General features: G+C 64.9%; 3 protein-coding genes. 2 read left to right on the top strand and 1 reads right to left on the bottom strand.

Annotated elements, in window-relative coordinates; genetic code table 11:
* Both MOV74_RS31940 and MOV74_RS31935 read left to right on the top strand, forming a co-directional pair.
* The coding region (locus tag MOV74_RS31940) for a glutamate synthase-related protein (protein ID WP_246930992.1) at positions 1-1,410 on the top strand (1,410 nt) is incomplete at its 5' end.
* 144 nt (positions 1,411-1,554) lie between these two features.
* Complete coding sequence (locus tag MOV74_RS31935; RefSeq protein ID WP_246930991.1) at positions 1,555-3,006, top strand: glutamate synthase subunit beta; 1,452 nt, start codon at positions 1,555-1,557, stop codon at positions 3,004-3,006.
* 164 nt (positions 3,007-3,170) lie between these two features.
* Here MOV74_RS31935 and MOV74_RS31930 read toward each other — a convergent pair.
* Positions 3,171-4,508 (bottom strand): outer membrane beta-barrel protein (locus MOV74_RS31930; protein ID WP_246930990.1); only part of this gene is annotated, 1,338 nt, incomplete at its 5' end.

Below are 4,508 nucleotides of genomic sequence, written 5' to 3'. Positions count from 1 at the left end.
GAAATCGGCCTCGCCGAGACCCACCAGACGCTGGTGCGCGAGCGGCTGCGCAGCCGCATCGTGGTCCAGGTCGACGGCGGCTTCCGCACCGGCCGTGACGTCGTGATCGGCGCGCTGCTGGGGGCCGACGAGTTCGGCTTTGCCACCGCGCCGCTGATCGCGGCCGGCTGCATCATGATGCGAAAGTGCCATCTCAACACCTGCCCGGTCGGCGTCGCGACCCAGGACCCCGTCCTGCGCAAGCGCTTCACCGGCCAGCCCGAGCACGTCATCAACTACTTCTTCTTCGTCGCGGAAGAAGTCCGCGAGATCATGGCCTCGCTTGGCTTCCGCACCTTCAACGAGATGGTCGGCCAGGTTCAGCTGCTCGACCAGACCAAGCTGGTCGCGCACTGGAAGGCCAAGGGCCTCGACTTCTCGAAGCTGTTCGTCAAGCAGAAGGAAGAGAAGGGCCAGAAGATCTATCACTCCGAGCGCCAGAACCATCATCTGGAGGCGGTGCTCGATCGCTCGCTGATCGAGAAGGCAACGCCTGCGCTCGACCGCGGCGCGCCGGTGAAGATCGAGGCCAATATCAACAGCACCAACCGCTCCGCGGGTGCCATGCTGTCCGGTGCTGTCGCCAAGATCTACGGCCATGCCGGCCTGCCGCACGACACCATCCATGTCAGCCTCAAGGGCACCGCTGGCCAGGCCTTTGGCGCCTGGCTCGCCCACGGCGTCACCTTCGAGCTCGAGGGCGAAGGCAACGACTATGTCGGCAAGGGCCTCTCGGGCGGCAAGATCATCGTCAAGCCGCCGAAGAACTCCGCCATCGTGCCGGAAGAGAGCATCATCGTCGGCAACACCGTGATGTACGGCGCCATCCAGGGCGAGTGCTACTTCCGCGGCATCGCCGGCGAGCGCTTTGCCGTGCGCAATTCCGGCGCCGTGGCGGTGGTCGAGGGCGCGGGCGATCATTGCTGCGAATACATGACCGGCGGCATCGTCGTCGTGCTCGGCAAGACAGGGCGCAACTTCGCGGCCGGCATGTCCGGCGGCATCGCCTATGTGCTCGACGAGACCGGCGACTTCGACAGGCTGTGCAACATGGCGATGGTCGAGCTCGAGCCGGTGCTGTCGGAGGAGCTGATCAACGCCGGCACCTATCACCATTCCGGTGACCTCGAGGCGCACGGCCGGGTCGACGTGTTCAAGAACCTGCTCGCCTCCGACGTCGAGCGGCTGCACGTCCTGATCTCGCGCCATGCGAAAGCCACCGGCTCCAAGCGCGCCGCCGACATCCTTGCCAATTGGAAGGACTGGCTGCCCAAATTCCGCAAGGTGATGCCGGTCGAATACCGGCGCGCGCTGCGCGAAATGGCCGCCAACAACGCGGACGCCGAGCCGAAAATCGCGATCGGGGCGTAGCAATATCAGCGCCCGTCATTGCGAGCGTAGCGAAGCAATCCAGACTTTCTCTTCAGCGACAGACTGGATCGCTTCGTCGCTTCGCTCCTCGCAATGACGGTGAGGAAGCAACAAACGAACTAAGCGGCAGGGACTTCGGGTTTAATGGGCAAGATCACGGGTTTTCTCGAAATCGAACGGCACGACCGCAAGTACACCCCGGTCGCCGAGCGCGTGAAGCATTACAAGGAGTTCGTCGTTCCCCTCTCCGAGAAAGAGGTGCGCGATCAGGCCGCGCGCTGCATGAATTGCGGCATTCCCTATTGTCACGGCACCGGCTCGGTCGCGCCCGGCACGCCCGGCTGCCCGGTCAACAACCAGATCCCCGACTGGAACGACCTCGTCTATCAGGGCAACTGGGAAGAAGCCTCGCGCAATCTGCACTCGACCAACAATTTCCCGGAGTTCACGGGGCGCATCTGTCCGGCGCCGTGTGAAGCGTCCTGCACGCTCAACATCGACGACAACCCGGTCACCATCAAGACCATCGAATGCGCCATCGTCGACCGCGCCTGGGACAATGGCTGGCTGAAGCCTGAGGTCGCGGCCGTCAAGACCGGCAAGAAGGTCGCGGTGATCGGCTCGGGCCCGGCCGGCATGGCCTGCGCGCAGCAGCTCGCGCGCGCGGGCCACGACGTGCATCTGTTCGAGAAGTTCGCCAAGGCCGGCGGCCTGCTGCGCTACGGCATCCCCGACTTCAAGATGGAGAAGGGCATCATCGACCGCCGCGTCACGCAGATGGAAGGCGAAGGTGTCACCTTCCACTACAACAGCCATGTCGGCGCTGACGGCAACGTCGATCCGCGCGAGATGCTCAACGAGTACGACGCCGTGGCGCTGACCGGCGGCGCGGAAGCCCCGCGCGACCTGCCGATCCCCGGCCGCGAGCTGTCAGGCATCCACTACGCCATGGACTTCCTGCCGCAGCAGAACCGCCGCGTCTCCAGCGAGCCCCTGAACGGCGTCCAGGAGATTTTGGCCGGCGGCAAGCATGTCGTCGTCATCGGCGGCGGCGATACCGGATCCGACTGCATCGGCACGTCGCTGCGCCAGGGCGCGCTGTCGGTGACCCAGCTCGAGATCATGCCCGCCCCGCCCGAGCGCGAGAACAAGGGCCTGACCTGGCCGAACTGGCCCTTGAAGATGCGGACCTCCTCCAGCCAGGCCGAAGGTGCGGTGCGCGAGTACGCCGTGCTGACGCAGAAGTTTTCCGGCGAGAACGGAAAGGTCAAGAAGCTGCACTGCGTGCACGTCGACGACAAGTTCAAGCCGATTGCCGGCACCGAGTTCGAGCTCGACGCCGAGCTCGTCCTGCTCGCCATGGGCTTCGTGCATCCCGTGCACGAGGGCCTCTTGAAGCTGCTCTCGGTCGAGCTCGACCCCCGCGGCAACGTCAAGGCCAACACCCTAGACTACCAGACCTCGCGCCCCAACGTGTTCACCGCCGGCGACATGCGGCGCGGGCAATCGCTGGTGGTGTGGGCCATCCGCGAAGGGCGGCTGTGCGCAAGGTCGATCGATACGTTCCTGATGGGGAAGACGGATCTGCCGCGGTAGGCTCTGTCATTCCGGGGCGCGCCACTTGGCGCGAGCCCGGAATCCATCTTGCCCCAACGCTCGTGGATGAATGGATTCCGGGCTCGCGCTTCGCGCGCCCCGGAATGACTGCAGAAAGGGCCCCGCCTTGTCGCACGGAATTCGCGCGGCGGCAGGCTCGCCCCTCAATTCTGCAGCCTCACCCCGACCATCACCACCGTCCCCTGCGAGCTCGAGCCCGCCTGGTTCGAATCCAGGATGTCATGCCGCAGCGTGCCCTTGACCCAGATGTTGCGGTTGAGCTTGTAGATCAGGTTGCTTTCGAACGAGTAGGTCTTGTCGTTGCGGTTCTGGCCCTGGTAGTCGAGCGTGCCGTAGGTGAACTTGCCGACGGCGGTGAGCCAGCGGCGGAAGTCGTGGTCGACTTCGGCCGAATAGGTGCGCACCAGGACGCCTGAGGAGCCGGGGATGGTGGTCTCGGCGATCTGTGTGTCGGTGAAGAATTTCACCGTGGTGAGGCCGCTCGCGTTCCAGATCAGCGAGCCCGAGGTCAAGAACCCTGCAAGCTGGCTGAGGCGCGGATCGGTATAGTTGCGGGCGGAATAGCCGACCGAGATTTCGCCGGTGAGGATGCGCGAGAACTCGAAGGACGAGCCGACCTTGGCGTAGCCGCCGTTCGAATCGCGGAAGTAGCCGTTGCGGTCGGCGGCCAAATCGTGGACGCGGGTGTCGCCCTGGATCTCGACGAACGGCTTCAGGCCGGGCTTGAGGTCGTAAGAGAAGCGTCCGATGCCGCCATACTGGTTGAAGTCGCGATCGTTGTTGCTGAACGTCGACCCGTCGGTGAGCTTGGAGTCCGTGTAGGCGGTGCGATCGACGGTGGCGCCGGCGGCGACCTGGAAGCGATTGAAGGTCTGATCGAAGCCGACGGTGGTGCCGTAAGCGGCGTAGACGGGATATTTCTGCAGGCCGGCCTGCACGTTCGGGCTGCCGGGATTGTCAGTGGCGAGCCGCAGGCGCAGCTGCGAGGTCAGCTTGAGATCGCGGTCGACGTCGATGCGGCCATCGACATGTCCGTTGAAATCCGGGCGGTCGATCTCGACCGGCGATGGCGAGGCAAAACCGCCGATCGTTGCCGGCATGTTGTTGGTGTAACCGGAGAACGAGCCGCGCAGGTCAGCGACCAGCGCGTGGCGCTCCCAGTCGGACATCACCACGAGATCGGGCGCGACGACGTAGACCGGCGATCCCACCGGCTTGTTCAGACGCGCAGGATTGGTGTCGTAGCCAGCGGAGAGCTCGAGCCCGCCCTTGATCAGGAAGCTGCCGGCATAGTCGCCGACGGCTCCGAAGGCATCGTCATCCGCCTTGAGGCGGCGGCGCTGCGGCTGGCCGGGCACGGTGCCGGCCATCGCCGCCGGCACGTAGTGCACCTCGTCGAAGACGAATTTCGCGGGCGTCGTCAGTCCGATCAGCAGCGCGAGATGTGCGACCAGGAAAATTGCGACAGCAATGACTGTGCT

Origin of the sequence: Bradyrhizobium sp. SHOUNA76 (assembly GCF_023006445.1) — a bacterium.
Classification (GTDB): domain Bacteria; phylum Pseudomonadota; class Alphaproteobacteria; order Rhizobiales; family Xanthobacteraceae; genus Bradyrhizobium.
This window is presented reverse-complemented; position numbering and strand designations above follow the sequence as displayed.